Here is a 13,706-nt window from a genome sequence, read left to right on the forward strand (position 1 = left end):
GAGCCGGGAGCCGGTATATGTGAGCGGGCGTCCTGCCGGGAGCCGGTATATGTGAGCGGGCGTCCTGCCGGGAGCCGGTATATGTGAGCGGGCGTCCTGCCGGGAGCCGGTATATGTGAGCGGGCGTCCTGCCGGGAGCCGSYATATGTGAGCCGGCGTCAGGGGCGAGCGCGCTGGATCCGGAATCGGGGGGGCCGCTGGGCGGTAAAGTTGGTGCACATGGAGAGCCTCTTTAGTCACCTCGCGCCGGACTCCGAACCCCAGCCGGAGCAATCCGGTGAGCTGGACCCCGTGGTGTGCACCGTCGTCGTGCCTTCGCCTGTGGCGCATGCTTTCATGGGCTTCACCGACCACCCGCATCTCTGGTGGCCGATGGAGGACCACAGCGTCTACGGGGCGGGCTCGCACGTTGAGTTCGAGGAGAATTTGATCCTGGAGACGGCCGACGACGGCCGAACCTCGATATGGGGGACCATCGACGACTGGCAGCCGCCGTTGTCCTTCCATGCGAGCTGGTATCCAGGCAGTACCGCGATGTGGTCCACCGAACTTCGTTTGGCCTTCCGCGCCGTTGACGGAGGAACGGAGGTTCGTCTGGTCCACGACGGCTGGGAAGGCGCCGAACACCCCGCGCAGACCCGTGCAGACTACGCGGCTGACTGGCCTGTAGTTCTTGAGCGCTATGTCCGGTTCATGGGCGGCGCAAGTGAATAGAATCCGTCGCCTCCAAGCGACTGACTGGGAATTGCTTCGCGACGTCCGGTTGGAGATGCTGTCGGACACCCCGATGGCCTACGTGGAGAGCCTCGCGGCCGCCCGGCGCCAGACTGACAGTCAATGGCAAGAGCGAGCAGCCACGATGTCGGGCGACTCGAGTATCACCCTGATAGCGGACGACGGCACGGACGGTAGCCCGATCAGCGGACTTATGCGCGTGGTCATCAAGCAGCCGCAGGATCCTTCCCGGGCTCTACAAGCCATGCTGATCAGCGTCTACGTCGCACCCGAACACCGTGGCCTGGGCCTGGCCGACCAGTTGCTTGATGAGGCTTGCGCCATAGCAGGCGCCGAGCTCGGAGCAGGCGTGATCGAACTGGGCGTCCACGAGGACAACGCCCGAGCGAAGGCGTTCTACGAGCGGCACGGATTTGAATACACCGGTGCCAGCCGGCCGTATCCGCAGGACAAAGCCAGGTTGGAGATCGTCATGGCCCGCCGGCTTCCACCCGCAGGGCCGACCCAGCAAAGCGAAAGCCCGGGCGCGTTCATCGATGATCTAGGGGCCGCCCTCGCTCCGGGGCAAGTCGCCGTCGACGAACAGACACGCACCACCTATGCCGCAGACCTGGGACCCGTCCTCGACTTGCAGCTGCCCTTGGCTGTGGTGTTCGCCGAATCCGTCGAAGACGTGCAGTATGTGGTGCGCAGTTGCGCCCGGCACGGAGTTCCGATCGTGGCCCGCGGCGCCGGCACCGGGGTTTCCGGCGGCGCCCACGCCAGCCAGGGGTGCATCGTCCTCAGCTTGGAACGCATGAACCGCATCCTGCAGCTCAACGCGGACGATGAGACCGCCGTCGTCGAACCTGGCGTGGTGAACGCTGACCTGAATGCCGCCGCGTCCGAACACGGCCTGATGTACGCGCCGGACCCGGCGAGCTACAAAATGTCCACGATCGGCGGCAATGTGGCCACGAACGCAGGCGGCTTGCGTTGCGCCAAGTACGGCGTGACGAGGGACTCGGTGCTGGCGCTCGACGTCGTCCTGGCCGATGGCTCGCTTATCCACACAGGTCACCAGACCTTCAAGGGTGTGGCCGGGTACGATCTCACAGCGCTGTTTGTGGGCTCCGAGGGCACCCTGGGGATCGTGGTGGGTGTGACGGTGCGCCTGCGCTACCTGCCGCGCGAGGTACAGACAGTTGCCGCCTTCTATTCGGACTTCCGCGGTGCCGCAGCGGGTGTCCTGGCGGTCGGAAGGGCCCGCGTCCAGCCGGCCATCATGGAAATGCTCGACGCCGGAACGCTGGCCCAGCTCKACGACCTGTACGGCTCGGACCTCGGAGAACGCGGACAGGCGCTGCTGTTGATCCAGACTGACGGCTTTGGAGCGGCAGCGGAAGCAGCTTTGGTACGGGAAGTGCTCGCCGCCGGCGGCGCCGCGGTGACGGCGGAGTCCAATGCCGAAGCGGAGCGCCTCATCGAGATGAGGCGCTCGAGTCGAGGCGACGAAGTGGACAACGAATTCCGGGTTGGCGAGGACGTCGCTGTTCCGAGGTCGCGGCTTGTCGACTACGTGGCCGCGCTCGAGGCCATGGCCGTTACCCACGAGGTCCAGCTCAAGGTGGTGGCCCATGCCGGCGATGGCAACCTGCACCCCACCTTCTGGGTGGACCGCGTGGACAGGGAAGTGGACGCCGATGCCATGTCCCGCCTCAACCAGGCCCTGGACGACTCGATTGACGCCGCGCTGGCGATGGGCGGGACCATCACCGGCGAGCACGGGGTGGGGCAGTACAAGCTGCGTTGGCTCGGACTTGAGCAGCCTGAGCTCATCCGGGAGTTGCAGCATCGCATCAAAGAACTTTTCGACCCGGCCGGAATCTTCAATCCCGGCAAGGCTATCTAAAGCTCTGGTATTCCAAATCTAATCGTCAGGGTCCAGCGTCACACTCAGCTGCCCCTTTAGCGGCAGTTTACTTTGCCATGCAATGCCCCTAATCTTATTTGGTATACCAAATTAAGATTCCAGGGAGGCAACCAATGGAACAAGCACAGCCGCCGCGCCGCGGTACTTCCGCGTACGCCGCTCGACGGACTGCCTGGATACTCGTTGCACTGGCACTTGTCTCCATCAACCTCCGTCCGGCCATTACGACGATCGCCGGCACCATGGGTCAGCTGCAGGCAGGCTTTGGACTCGACGCGCATCTGCTGCCGCTGCTTGGCGCCTTGCCTGTACTTGCCTTCGGCGTCTCGGCCCCTTGCGGTCCGTGGCTGGCCCGTCGCCTGGGCAGCGGAAGGGCTGTGGCAGCGGCGCTCCTGGTGCTTGCCGCGGCGCTGATCCTCCGCGTATTCGTGCCCGGACTGTTGCTGCCCGGAACGTTCCTGGCAGGGGCATCCATCATGACCGCCAGCGTGCTCGTGCCGCAGATCGTCAAGGCAAACCGCGGTACCGGCTGGTGGACGGGGCTGTGCACCATGGGCTTCGGGCTGGGCGCGGCGCTCGGCGCGGGGCTCGTCCAGCCGCTGCAGCAAGCGCTCGGGGGAAGCCTCGCCTGGGCGCTGGCCGTCTGGGCCGTCCCCGCCTTGCTAGGGGCCGCGTTGATCCACCGCACCGGTCAACCGGCCGGGCGCCCCGACGGGACCGGCGAGACCGAAACCGGCGGACCGGCGTCGGGCGCTGGTTTGCAGAAGACGACGACGGCGGGTGGCGCAACGGGGGAAACCGGCACCATTCCGTTGCGGAAGCAGCGGACGGCCTGGGCCGTGACCGCGTTCTTCGGGCTGCAAGCCATGCTGTATTTCGCGATCACCTCGTGGCTCGCGGTGTTCCTGGTGTCGAAGGGGCAGACCGTGGCCGACGCAGCAGGTCTCTTGGCATGGTTCAGTGTCGCAGGGCTGCCCGCGAGCCTGCTGGCTCCCGTCCTCGCGGGGCGTCGCGCGGTTCTGAAGGTCATGGCTCCAGGCCTGGGATTGCTCGTCGCCGCGGCTTTGATAGGGGTCTTGACCGCGCCCGTGGCTTTGCAGTTCCTCATGGTCGGCGTGTTGGGGATCGTCCAGAGTGCCGGCTTCGGGCTGGGAATGGCGTTGGTTGTCATCCGCTCAACCGGACCACAGAGCGCCGGCAGCCTGTCCGCCATGAGCCAGGGCTTGGGCTTCGCGTTGGCGTCCCTGGGGCCGTTGGGGGCGGGATTCCTCCATGAGTGGTCCGGCGGCTGGGACGTTCCCTTCTGGGCCCTGGCCGCGGAAGCGGTGCTTCTCGCGGTGGCCGGTTTCCTCGCGGTGCGCGGGCCGGCGGTGTCGGTGGAAGCCGTCGAGACGGAACATCGTGGCGAGCCCGCCGCCGTCGGGCGCTAAAACCAAAAAAGTCGCCGGTCCCTCGCACGAGGGACCGGCCACATTTTTGTGCGGCTTGGATTTGTGCGGGCTTAGACCAGCTCGAGCTGATCCGCCACGACCTTGCCGCGGTGGATCACCGTGCGGTCGGTTCCGCGGTCCATGACCGCGGAGGCGACCGTTTCTCCGTCGAGCAGCAGGAGTTCGGCAGGATCGCCGACCTCGACGCCCGGGCGGTGTGCCGTGCCCTTCAGGCGAGTGGCGGACGGGTCGAGGACGCTTGCGCCACCGACCGTGGCGATAGCAAGGCAGTGCTCGATGAGTTCGTCCTTGCGGAAGCCGTGGGTGAAAGCGAGCTGCCAGGTGCGGTCGAGCATGTCCGTGTTGCCATAGGGGGACCAGTAGTCGCGCTGGCCGTCCTCGCCCAGGCCCATGCGTACGCCGGCTTCGGCGAGCAGCGGGATGGGCAGCTGGGCGGCCACACCGGCGGAGCCCGGCGCCACCGACGCCATGGAGATGTCCAGCTCGGCGAATTCGTCGATGAGGCGGCGCGTGGTGGCCTCGGAGACGCTGCCCAGCTGGTACGCGTGGGACATGGTGACCTTGCCCTGCATCCCCAGGGCGCGGGTGCGCTCGATCACGAGGTCCGTGCTGAAGACGCCGAGTTCGCCGGGCTCGTGGAGGTGGATATCAATGGGGACCTGGTACTTTTCGGCCAGTCCGAAGACGATGTCCAGATGCCGGGCCGGGTCGCGGTCCAGGCTGCACGGGTCGATGCCGCCCATGACATTCGCGCCGGACTTGAGTGCCTGGTCCATGAGGGGTACGGTGCCGTCCTCAAGGAGGAGGCCGGCCTGCGGGAACGCGATGATGTCGACGTCGGCCTGCCCTTTGAACTGCTCCTTGGCGGCCATCACGGCGTCGAAACGCTCAAGCCGGCAGTCGACGTCGATCTGGGCATAGGAGCGCACACGCGTGGTGCCGCGGGCGATCATCCGGCCGAGGGTGTTGTTGACCCGTTCCTGCAGCGGAACCTCGGCGTTGCGCCAGTTCTGCCGGTCGTTCATCATCATGGTCCAGACGCCGGGGCCGCCGGTGTGTTCGCGGAACGGCAGTCCGATGCGGGTCGAGTCCAGGTGCACATGGACGTCCGAGAACGACGGCACGAGAAGACGGCCGCGGCCCTCGACGACGGTGGTGTCGCCAGTCGCCGCAGCGCGTGCAGGGTCATGGGGTTCGACGCCGGTGATCTTGCCGTCCGTGACGAGGACGTCGCTCAATGCTTGTCCCCAAGGACGGACGGCACGAATCAGGGTGTTCAATGTATTGCTCCTTTGATGTTGGATCTATTGCACACCAGCGAGGGCTGCGGATTCCAGACCTGCGTGGTGGCAGGCCGGGGCAGTCGCGCTGGCGGGTCGGGGGATTTCGCTGATGCACCGTTGCTGCTGTTCCGCTCCCAAGGTGCCGAACAACGGACACCGGGTGCGGAAGACGCAGCCGCTGGGTGGGTTTGCCGGCGACGGGAGATCTCCCCGGAGCCGGATCTTTTGCTGCTGGCGGGCTGCCCTGGGATCCGGCAGGGGCACGGCGGACAGGAGAGCTCGCGTATAGGGATGCCGGGGCTCCCGGAACAAGTCCTCCCGGCTTCCTTGCTCCACGATTTTGCCGAGGTACATCACCGCCACCTCATGCGAGATATGGCGGACCACGGAAAGATCGTGCGCGATGAAGATGTATGCCACTCCGGTGTCCCGCTGGATCTCCTGGAGCAAGTTGACCACCTGCGCCTGCACCGAGACATCGAGGGCGGATACGGGTTCGTCGCAGACGATCACCGAGGGGTTCAGCGAGATGGCGCGCGCGATGCCCACCCGTTGGCGCTGGCCGCCGGAGAACTCGTGCGGGAAACGGTTGTAGTGCTCCGGTTTGAGGCCCACCTGCTCGAGGAGTTCCTTCACCCGGTTCTTGAGGCCGCCGGCCGGGTTGATCTTTTGTGCCAGCATCGGTGCGGCGATGGCCGTCCCCACGGTTTGCCGTGGATTGAGCGAGGCGAAGGGGTCCTGGAAGATCATTTGGACCTTGCGGCGGAAGTTGTACAGATCGCGGCCGGCCAACTGGCTGATGTCCACGCCGTCGATCAGGATCCTCCCGCCGGTGGGATCCATGAGCCGCGCGATCATGCGCCCGGTGGTGGACTTGCCGCAGCCGGACTCACCCACGAGTCCCAACGTCTGGCCGCGCGCGAGGCTGAAGGAGACGCCGTTGACGGCTTTGACGGTCTTGGATCCCTTGGGGGAGAACAGACCGCCTTTGATGGGGAAATGCTTCTGGAGGCTCTCCACCTGGAGAATTGCCTGCGTGTCCATGGCGGGTCCTAACGCGTATTCCGAATAGTGACGATCTGGGGGCCGCTCAAGTGGCAGCGCTTTCCGTGGCCGTCTTCGACCACGAGCTCCGGGCGCTGGCTCGCGCATACGCCGTCGCCGGCAAGGGCCGCGTACTCACACCTGGCGCTGAAAAGGCAGCCTTTCGGGAGGTCAAGGAGCGACGGCGGCTGGCCCGGAATGGGGTTGAGCCTGCCCGAGCTACTGCTCAGCGTGGGCATCGATTTGAGCAGGCCCAGGGTGTAGGGGTGCCGCGTGTCGTAGAAGATCTCGTCCACCGGTCCCGATTCGACGCATTGCCCGCCGTACATGACCAGCACGGAATCGCACACTTCGGCCACCACGCCAAGATCGTGGGTGATCAGGATCAGGGCCGAGTTGGTTTCCTGCTGGAGCTCGGACATGAGGTCCAGGATCTGTGCCTGCACGGTGACGTCCAGCGCGGTGGTGGGTTCGTCCGCGATGAGCAGTTCCGGTTCGCAGATCAGTGCCATGGCAATCATGGCGCGCTGGCGCATACCTCCCGAGAAATGGTGCGGGTATTCGTCGTAGCGCTGCTCGGGGCTCGGAATGCCTACCCTTCCGAGCATGTCGACGGCGGCCGCGCGGGCCTGCTTCTTGCTTGCCTTGTTGTGGACGAGGTAGGCCTCGGCGATCTGATGGCCCACGGTGTAGAAGGGATGCAGGGCCGAGAGAGGATCCTGGAAGATCATGCCGATGTTCCGGCCGCGAAGCTGCCGCATGCCGGACTCGGGCAGTGTGACAAGGTCCTTGCCTTGGAACAACGCCTGGCCGGTGACCCGGGCTGAGGTCCCCTTGAGGAGCCCCATGAGCGCCTGGCTGGTGACCGACTTGCCGGACCCTGACTCCCCGACGATGCCGAGGGTCTGCCCGCGCTCCAAGGAGAAATCCATCCCGTTGACTGCCGAGACAAGGCCGTCGTCGGTGGGGAACTTCACCGAAAGGTTCCGGACGTCGAGGAACGCGGCGGCTTCCGCGGCCTGATGGCCGGTTCGCGCGGCCTGATGCGCGGTTCGCGTGGCCGGTTGTCCGGCCGGACTGGGCTGGAGCTGGGTCATTGGAGCCTCACTCGGGGATCGATGGCAGCGTAGGCGAGGTCGACGACGACATTCGCGACGATGACGAAGAAGGCAGCCAGCATGGTGATGGCCATGGTGACGGGGAGGTCGCCGGAAATGGCAGCCCGGACGGCCGTGATACCGAGTCCCGGGACGGAGAAGATCTGCTCGGTGAGGACCGCGCCGCCGAGGAGAAGCCCGATGTCCATGCCAAGCATGGTCACCACCGGAGTGATCCCGGCCCGGACACCGTGTTTGAACGTCACTGTTCGGGGCGCCAGGCCCTTGGCACGGGCCGTGCGGATGAAGTCCTCGCTGAAGGTTTCGATCATGTTGGTCCGGGTGACCCGGATATACGCCGCGCTGAAAAGCACCGCGAGGGCGACCCACGGCAGGAAGTAGTTGAGCACCCAGGCCCCCGGACCATGCGGACCGAAGGGGCTGTTGATCTCGTTCGTCGTGAAGGGCAGGAGATGCAGCTGGTTGACGAAAACCAGCAACAGGAACAGGCCGGTGACGGGGATGGGCAGCGAGACTCCAACGGACGCTGCGCCGACGATGAACTTGTCCGTGGCGGATCCCTTGCGAAGGGCGGCGAGCAAACCGAGCCCGACGCCGGAAACGGTCCAGAGCACCAGCGCGCCGACCGCCATGGAGAGCGTGTAGGGCAAGGAGCGGGCGATGATGTCCGAGACGTTTTCGTTGGTTTGGAACGATTTGCCGAGGCATGGCCACTGGCAGATCGATTCCGCTCCGGGAGCACCGATCATCCGCGGCGAGACCAGACCGCGCATGTAGTCGATGTACTGGACCAGGAAAGGGTGGTCCATGCCAAGGGCCACGCGGGCTTCCGCGATGCGTTCGGGAGTGCACTCCTGGCCGCAAGCGGCGGACGCAGGATCGGCAGGACCCAGCTGGAACAGCGTGAAGGTGATGAAGCTGACGGCGACGAGAAGCAGGATCAGGGAGCCTGTCCGGCGAAAGATGAATCTGATCATTGTGCTGGTTGCGGGCCGTCCGGTAGTCGCCGGACGGCCCGCCTCCCTTCTGGGCTGGCCTGATTGGTGTAAACAGGCCCGGTTGTGTATTTGGCCTGGTTAGTGCTCGACGCCGACGATCGAGAGGTCGATGCCGCCGAAGAAGTAGCCCACTTGGGCGTTACGGATATTGGAGCCAACCACGCTGTTGGTGTGGCTGCGGACGAGCGGGATGATCGGGTAGGTCTTCAGGGCCTTGCCGAACTCCTCAGACCATTTCTTGCCGAGTTCCTCCGAGGTCCCGGAAGTGTTCCGGAGCTCGAACATGGCCTTCGAAATCTGCGGATCGAAGTAGCGCGACGTGTTGGAGAAGCCGTAGCTGGTGCCGTCGTTGTTCGGTCCGAGGATGGGATCGGCGGACGTACGCACCGACGCAGGGTCGGCGCCGCCGCACCAGCCCGAGCGCGCAATGTCCGGCAGCTGGTCACTGGCCAGGACGGAGTAGTAGTTCGGGGCCGGGATCGGCACCAGTTGGACGTCGATGCCCAGGGCCTTGAGGTTTTGCTGGATCACGGTGCCGGTGTTCTTGTAGGCGTCGCGGTTGTTGGCGTACCCGTAGGTGAGGGTCTTGGGGTAGTTCTTGCCTTCGAGGAGCTTCTTGGCTTCCTCCAGCTTGGGCTTGCCGGTGGGGTCGATCTCCAGGTCCTGGGCTACGTAGCCGCGCATCTTGGCGTTGAGCGGGGTCTGGGTGAGTTCGCCGAAGCGGCGTCCGCCGTACTGGACCAGGATGGACTGACGGTCCAGGGCCAGGGCGATTGCCTTGCGGACATCGGGATCGGAGATCTTCTCGGTGTTGAGGCTGAGGACGTCGTTGCAGCCGAGCAGTCCCGATGCAACGCGGTCCTTGACTTGGGCATCAGCGAGCTTGGCGGAATCCGAGGTCTGCAGTGCACCGTTGGAGTCCAACGTGAGGGCATTGGGATCGGAGTTGGCCAGGAGCTGCTGGCTGATGGTGGCCTGCGAAGTGGAGAGCGAGAAGCTGAAGGTGTCCGGAAGTGCCGTGCGGTTGGGGTCGGTGGACGGATCCCAGTTCGGGTTGCGGACCAGTTTGAGCGACTTTCCGCGACTGTACGAATCAACCATGTACGGGCCTGTAGACACCGGGTGGTTGGTGTAGTCCAGCTTGGTGTCCTTGTCCTTCGGGACAGGCGAAGTGTTGGAACGGGAGGCCAGCGCCGGGAATTCGGCGAATGGCTTCTTCAAGTGGAAGACGATGGTGCGCTCGTCCGGAGTTTCCACGGCCTTGAGGTCCGCGGAAGGATCCTTGTACGGCCCCTTGTAGCCGCCGGCGTCGAGCGCCGCGTTGAGCTCCTGCGGGGCCTGGGTGTAGACGTCCTGGGCGAAGGTGCGTTCGATGCCGTACTTGACGTCGGTGGAGGTGATGGGGCGGCCGTCTTCGAACTTGACGCCTTTCTGGAGGGTGAATGTCCAGGTGAGTCCGTCTTTGGACACCTGGCCCGTGTCCGTGGCGAGGTCCGGAACGATGGTGGGCGGCTGTCCGGCCGTCTCCTTCGCCATGGTGAGGTTCCTGTAGTACAGCTGGCCGACGTTGGCCGTCTGGACGTAGTTGCTGTTGCCCGGGTCCAGGGTTTGGAAGTCCGAGGACATCAGGACGTTGATGTTGCCGCCCTTGGTGGTGAAACCGGACTTGACCACTTCGGGAGCCTGCTCGGTGCTGGAAGCGCCGGAGGCGGCAGTTCCGGGCTGGTTCTGTCCCGCCGCGCAGCCTGTGGCGGCGGTGGCGATCAGCACGGCAAGGGCCAGCGCTCTGGTGGGGGTATTCATTGTGCTCCTCATTTGGGTGGGTGGAACGGATTTGAAGGGGGATTAGTGGCGGGATGCCTTGGGGTCCAGGGCATCCCGCACGGCGTCGCCGAGCAGGTTGAACGCCAGGACCGTGACGATGAGCATGGCGCCGGGGACTGCCAGGAACCAGGGGTCGCTGAGGTACCAGTTGCCGGATTGGGCGGCGTTGAGCATCTGGCCCCACGACGGCGTGGGGTCCTTGACGCCGACGCCGAGGAAGGACAGCGCCGCTTCTGCAGAGATGTTCGTGGGGATGAGCATGGTGGCGTAGACCAGTACGACTCCCATGACGTTGGGAATGATCTGCCGGAACAACACGCTCAGGTGCGAGGCGCCGAAGGACCGCGCGGCCTCGACGAACTCGCGCTCGCGGAGGCTCAGTACTTGGCCGCGGACAATACGGGCGAGGTATGCCCAGCCGAAGAAGCCCAGGATGATGACGAGCGAAGCCATGGGCAGGAAGCTGCCCTGGCCCAGCGCGGTGTCCCGCAGCCGTGACTGCAGGATGGGGGTCAGTGAAAGGACCAGCAGGAGGTGCGGAAAAGCGAGGAAGAGATCCATGATCCGGCTGATGATGGCGTCCGTTTTGCCGCCGAAGTAGCCCGCGGCTGCACCGATCACGGTTCCCAGGACCACCGAGACCGCAGTGGACAGCAGGGCAATGGTGAGGGAAACCTGGCCCCCATAGGCGAGGCGGGAAAACAGGTCACGGCCCAGTCCGGGTTCCACGCCCAGCCAGTGGCCGGCCGAAGGGTACATGTATCCGGAGAGCGGCAAACCGGGAGTCTGGATGTCGTCAAGGACATCGGGGCTGGTGTTGGACGTGAAGGGATCGTTGCCGGACATGGCACTGAGCAGCGGGCCGAGGATGGCGAACAACATGATGGCCGCCACCACGCAGAGGCTCAACAGGGCAATCTTGCTCCGGCGGATCCGCAGCCAGGCCGTCGCCAGGAGCGACCGCGCCTCGGCAGTGGGTCTGCTTGGGGACGTGCTGGGGGATGGACTCTCAGCCGTAGCTTCGGCGGTGGACTGTAGCTGGGTCAACGGGGGTGCTCGATTCATGATCCAAGGAGTAGGCTCCGGACTTTTTGTATACCAAAAATAGACTAGAGCAGGTTCGATGGGATGTAAATCACAAATATTGCACTATCTGGAATACCAAACAGCTCTGTTTCCTCCCGTGTATGCTCGGGTGGAACGTAAGACGACGGGGAAGGGAAGGGTGGCCGACGCCGATGCCCGAAACGCTGACTGGCCGCGACGACGAAGCCCGGGCCGAACAGGTCTACCAGCTGGTCCTTGAGGGAATCGTGGCGGGGAGATACGAACAGGGCGCGCGGCTGCGTGAACGGGAGCTCTCCGAGCTCTACAACGTTTCACGAATCCCCGTGCGGGAGGCCATCCAACGCCTCGAGCAGGATGGCTTCGTGGAAACCTTCCCCCGCCGGGGCGCCGTGGTGCGGCAATTGACGCTCACCGACGTCAATGAACTCTTCGACGTGCGGTTGTGCCTGGAAACGTTCGCCGCCCGCATGGCGGCCATCCGGGTCGCCGCGGGCGAACCGGGAGGCCGTTTGCAGGAACTCCTCGACGACACGAGGCAAGCGATCGACGACGACCGGACCGACGACGTCGTGCGCCTCAGTGCGGCGTTCCACGCCGAAATCGTGCGGCTGTCCGGCAACCGGCTGCTCATCGAGTCGGTCAAGCCGTTGTTCGGGCGCATGCGCTGGATCTTCGGGCTCGCCCACAACCGCAGCAACGAACTCCAGCGCGATGAGCACATGGAACTGTGCAACGCCATCCTCGGCGGCAAGGCCGAGCTCGCCTACACCCTGGCGTACTCCCATATCGAGCTCGGGCGTGAACCCGTGCTCAAGGGACTCGCGGAGACGCTGGAGCCCTAAACCCCTGCGTTAGTCGTCGGAATCCGGGTATTCGTCCTCGTCGTACCGGGATTCCTCGGTTTCGGCTTCCAGGATCTTGAGCATCGCCGTGTCCGGATTGAGCATGATGGCAGCCTCGTCACGCCGGTGGCGCAGGATGGTGTCCAGATAAGACTGCACGGCTTCCGCCAAGGGGATGTGGCTGTCCTGCTTCTGGCTCATGTACCAGCGGTGTTCGAGGACTTCGTGGACCACTTCTGCCGGCTCAAGCTTGCCTGCGAGGTCGCGCGGGATGGAACGGACGATCGGCTCGAAGATCTGGCTGACCCAGGTGTGGGCACTGATTTCTTCGTCCATGTCCGGGTTGTTGTCTGCCCGGAATGAATCCATGTCATTGAGCAACCGCCGGGCCTGGTTCTCCTGGGCGTCCAGGCCGGTGAGGCGGAGCAGCCGCCGTTGGTGGTGGCCGGCGTCGACCACCTTGGGCTGAAGCTGGATGGTGGATCCGTCCGCGGTGGTCTTGATGGCGTATTCCTCGACGTCGAAGCCGAGTTCGTTGAGGCGGCGGATGCGCGCGCCCACGCGCCAGCGTTCGCCGAGCTCGAACGATTCCTTTTCGGTGAGTTCGGCCCATAGCCGCCGGTACGAGTCCATGATGAGCTCCGACGTCGCTACCGGGTCCACCTTCTCCTCGATCAGCCCGCCTTCGAGCAAGTCCATGAGTTCCCCGGCGATGTTGACGCGGGCAATCTCCAGATCGTACTCGCGCTGGCCCACCGACAGATCCGGGTACAGCTCGCCGGTCTCGGCGTCCACCAAGTACGCGGCGAACGCCCCGGCGTCGCGTCGGAACAAGGTGTTGGAGAGGGAAACGTCGCCCCAATAAAAGCCGATCAGGTGCAGGCGCACCAGCAGCAGCGCTTGGGCGTCGATAAGCCGTGTCAGGGTGTCCCGGCGCAGCATCTGTGAGAAGAGCGCACGGTACGGCATGGAGAACTTGAGGTGCCGGGTGACCAGCACCGGGTTCAGTGGCTTGCCGTCAACGGTGGTGCGGCCGGTGATGACCGCGACCGGCTCGACGCAAGGCACATCCATCCGTGCCAGCTTGCGGAGCATGTGGTATTCGTGCCGGGCAACGTGCTCAGACGTTTCCTTGATGGCGATGACGGAGCCGGCCAGGTGCGCAAAACGCACGATGTGCCGGGAGATGCCGCGGGGCAGGGCGGCCAGGTTCGCCGCGGGCCAGTCTTCGAGTGCGATGTGCCAGGGGAGGTCCAGGAGCTCGGGATCCGCCGCCGCTGCGGTGATGTTGAGGGATCCGATGACACTTGCCGGCGGTGCCGCGTCATTGGCGCTCGCAGCCTCGGTGCGCGGGAGTTTGCCGATCTGCGCGTAGTCGGTGGGTTCGTCATGCCACTTGGCACCGCTTTGCTCGGTCATGGGTCAATTCTT

11 protein-coding genes and 1 pseudogene are annotated in these 13,706 nt (G+C 64.9%); 5 read left to right on the forward strand and 7 right to left on the reverse strand.

The window, feature by feature from the left end:
* Positions 1 to 219 precede the first annotated feature (219 nt).
* The 4 genes and pseudogenes from AB4068_RS03400 (at position 220) to AB4068_RS03415 (ending at position 4,077) form a co-directional block, all read left to right on the forward strand.
* Positions 220 to 714, forward strand: a complete 495-nt coding sequence (locus tag AB4068_RS03400; RefSeq protein WP_441432669.1) for a hypothetical protein — start codon at positions 220 to 222, stop codon at positions 712 to 714.
* 73 nt (positions 715 to 787) lie between these two features.
* A pseudogene (locus tag AB4068_RS03405) lies at positions 788 to 1,153 on the forward strand (GNAT family N-acetyltransferase); the annotation flags it as partial.
* 54 nt (positions 1,154 to 1,207) lie between these two features.
* Positions 1,208 to 2,626, forward strand: coding sequence for an FAD-binding oxidoreductase (locus AB4068_RS03410; protein WP_441432778.1), 1,419 nt, complete (start codon positions 1,208 to 1,210; stop codon positions 2,624 to 2,626).
* A gap of 134 nt (positions 2,627 to 2,760) precedes the next feature.
* On the forward strand, positions 2,761 to 4,077 hold the full coding sequence (locus AB4068_RS03415) for an MFS transporter (protein ID WP_441432670.1): 1,317 nt from the start codon (positions 2,761 to 2,763) through the stop codon (positions 4,075 to 4,077).
* A 71-nt stretch (positions 4,078 to 4,148) separates the two neighbouring features.
* Here the strand turns inward: AB4068_RS03415 and AB4068_RS03420 are convergent, their stop codons facing one another.
* The 6 genes from AB4068_RS03420 to AB4068_RS03445 form a co-directional block, all read right to left on the reverse strand.
* A complete protein-coding gene (locus AB4068_RS03420) occupies positions 4,149 to 5,378 on the reverse strand; it encodes an amidohydrolase family protein (RefSeq protein WP_441432671.1) in 1,230 nt (409 codons plus the stop codon).
* Positions 5,379 to 5,402: 24 nt separating this feature from the next.
* Positions 5,403 to 6,425, reverse strand: coding sequence for an ABC transporter ATP-binding protein (locus AB4068_RS03425; protein ID WP_441432672.1), 1,023 nt, complete (start codon positions 6,423 to 6,425; stop codon positions 5,403 to 5,405).
* 8 nt (positions 6,426 to 6,433) lie between these two features.
* Entirely contained in the window at positions 6,434 to 7,522 is a 1,089-nt protein-coding gene (locus AB4068_RS03430) for an ABC transporter ATP-binding protein (RefSeq protein WP_441432673.1), read from the reverse strand.
* Positions 7,519 to 8,520: an ABC transporter permease gene (locus AB4068_RS03435; RefSeq protein WP_441432674.1), complete on the reverse strand. Its 1,002-nt coding sequence runs from the start codon at positions 8,518 to 8,520 to the stop codon at positions 7,519 to 7,521. The genes AB4068_RS03430 and AB4068_RS03435 overlap by 4 nt, the downstream gene beginning before the upstream one ends.
* A 99-nt stretch (positions 8,521 to 8,619) precedes the next feature.
* Complete coding sequence (locus AB4068_RS03440) at positions 8,620 to 10,344, reverse strand: ABC transporter substrate-binding protein (RefSeq protein ID WP_441432675.1); 1,725 nt, start codon at positions 10,342 to 10,344, stop codon at positions 8,620 to 8,622.
* Between the two features lie 42 nt (positions 10,345 to 10,386).
* Complete coding sequence (locus AB4068_RS03445) at positions 10,387 to 11,430, reverse strand: ABC transporter permease (RefSeq protein WP_441432676.1); 1,044 nt, start codon at positions 11,428 to 11,430, stop codon at positions 10,387 to 10,389.
* A gap of 173 nt (positions 11,431 to 11,603) precedes the next feature.
* On the opposite strand from AB4068_RS03445, the gene AB4068_RS03450 reads away from it, so the two are divergent.
* The gene (locus AB4068_RS03450; protein WP_284988877.1) at positions 11,604 to 12,275 is read left to right on the forward strand and encodes a GntR family transcriptional regulator; all 672 of its coding nucleotides are present in this window, start codon (positions 11,604 to 11,606) and stop codon (positions 12,273 to 12,275) included.
* Between the two features lie 9 nt (positions 12,276 to 12,284).
* On the opposite strand, the gene AB4068_RS03455 is transcribed toward AB4068_RS03450, so the two are convergent.
* Entirely contained in the window at positions 12,285 to 13,694 is a 1,410-nt protein-coding gene (locus AB4068_RS03455; RefSeq protein WP_307055248.1) for a DUF4032 domain-containing protein, read from the reverse strand.
* Between the last annotated feature and the right edge of the window lie 12 nt (positions 13,695 to 13,706).

The organism is Arthrobacter sp. 2RAF22, assembly GCF_052115325.1.
Lineage (GTDB): Bacteria > Actinomycetota > Actinomycetes > Actinomycetales > Micrococcaceae > Arthrobacter.

Bases quoted from the DNA above. Each gene is read 5' to 3' on its own strand.
- AB4068_RS03400 (WP_441432669.1), top strand. From the start codon at position 220: ATGGAGAGCCTCTTTAGTCACCTCGCGCCGGACTCCGAACCCCAGCCG.
- AB4068_RS03415 (WP_441432670.1), top strand. From the start codon at position 2,761: ATGGAACAAGCACAGCCGCCGCGCCGCGGTACTTCCGCGTACGCCGCT.
- AB4068_RS03425 (WP_441432672.1), bottom strand. From the start codon at position 6,425: ATGGACACGCAGGCAATTCTCCAGGTGGAGAGCCTCCAGAAGCATTTC.
- AB4068_RS03430 (WP_441432673.1), bottom strand. From the start codon at position 7,522: ATGACCCAGCTCCAGCCCAGTCCGGCCGGACAACCGGCCACGCGAACC.
- AB4068_RS03435 (WP_441432674.1), bottom strand. From the start codon at position 8,520: ATGATCAGATTCATCTTTCGCCGGACAGGCTCCCTGATCCTGCTTCTC.
- AB4068_RS03440 (WP_441432675.1), bottom strand. From the start codon at position 10,344: ATGAATACCCCCACCAGAGCGCTGGCCCTTGCCGTGCTGATCGCCACC.
- AB4068_RS03445 (WP_441432676.1), bottom strand. From the start codon at position 11,430: ATGAATCGAGCACCCCCGTTGACCCAGCTACAGTCCACCGCCGAAGCT.
- AB4068_RS03450 (WP_284988877.1), top strand. From the start codon at position 11,604: ATGCCCGAAACGCTGACTGGCCGCGACGACGAAGCCCGGGCCGAACAG.
- AB4068_RS03455 (WP_307055248.1), bottom strand. From the start codon at position 13,694: ATGACCGAGCAAAGCGGTGCCAAGTGGCATGACGAACCCACCGACTAC.